1 protein-coding gene is annotated in these 1,276 nt (G+C 30.3%); it reads left to right on the top strand.

The features are described 5' to 3' along the window. Positions 1–29: 29 nt before the first annotated feature. Positions 30–1,157 carry a tyrosine-type recombinase/integrase gene (locus ACNDLV_RS07980; protein WP_006587426.1) on the top strand — a complete coding sequence of 376 codons (1,128 nt, stop codon included), beginning with the start codon at positions 30–32 and terminating at the stop codon, positions 1,155–1,157. Positions 1,158–1,276 lie beyond the last annotated feature (119 nt).

Here is a 1,276-nt window from a genome sequence, read left to right as displayed (position 1 = left end):
TAATCCTTTATCTGAGGGGAGGAGTTACTATGCCTAAAAGAAAAAATAAAGCTATTAAAGAATATACCCTCAAAAACGGCGAAAAAAGATACATGTTTAAAATATTCTTGGGTAGAAATATCAATAGAATAAAAAAAGAAACTACCCGTCGGGGATTTAAGTCTTTTGCTGAAGCAGAAGAAGCTTATAATCATTTAAACATTGAGAATGTTAATGACTTTGTTAAGCAAAAACAGATAACAATTAACCAGATGTATGAGATATGGTTTGCACGTTATCGCACTACTGTTAAAGAATCTACAGCTAACAAAACTGCAATCAATTATCGAGTGCATATTAAACCATTTTTTGGTAATGCTTATATGGATAAAATCTCAGTTCGAGATGTTCAACTTTGGGCAGATAAACTAGCAACTAAATTAGTTAAATTTAATGATCCTATCTTTATACTTAGATCATTTTATGAATATGCTATTAGAATGAACTATGTTTCAATAAATCCTGTTGGTAGCATTATAATGCCAGTAAAAACTAGTCGACCTAGAAGAAACGTAGAAGATAATGTATATAGCCGTAAAGAATTAGAACTATTTCTCCAAGTTGCAAAAGAATATAATCTTAGAGCTTATACATATTTTAAATTGCTTGCATCAACTGGATTGCGTAAATCTGAAGCACTTGCGCTTACTTGGAGCGATATTGATTTCATTAATGGTGTAATTGATGTAAATAAAACATTAGCAGTAGGACTGGATAATAAAGTTCAAGTTCAACCTCCTAAAAGTAAATCATCAATTCGCCAAGTACCAATATCTGCTAATTTAGCTAATGTGCTTAATGAATACAAAAATAGTGAAAAAATTTTATCAGCTAAAGTTTTTCATACTTATACAGGCAAATATTTATCTCTCTCTAAACCAATGAAATGGTTAGAAGCCATATATAATAAAGCGCCTAAAGATTTAAAGCATATAACCGTTCACGGTTTTAGACATACATTTGCCACACTTTTAATTTCAGAAACAAATGTCAAACCGAAAACAGTTCAAATGCTTTTAGGGCATTCTAATATTCAAATGACATTAGATATTTATACTCATATAAATAATAAAAATAAAAAAGAGGCAGTAAACGTGTTAAATGAATTAGACATTTAACGGCTACTGCCTCTTTTTATTTTTGCTTTTTGTCGGTCAAATTGTCGGTCAAAAAGCACTTTTTGAACTTAAGAACGTTGATATATCAACATTCTTAATCATATAAGTGGAGATGAGGG

This window comes from Lactobacillus fornicalis, from assembly GCF_055362665.1.
Note: the sequence above shows the minus strand (reverse complement) of the source record. Positions and strands in the feature narration are given on the sequence as shown.

Coding starts and splice junctions, on each gene's coding strand:
- ACNDLV_RS07980 (WP_006587426.1), top strand. CDS start 30: ATGCCTAAAAGAAAAAATAAAGCTATTAAAGAATATACCCTCAAAAAC.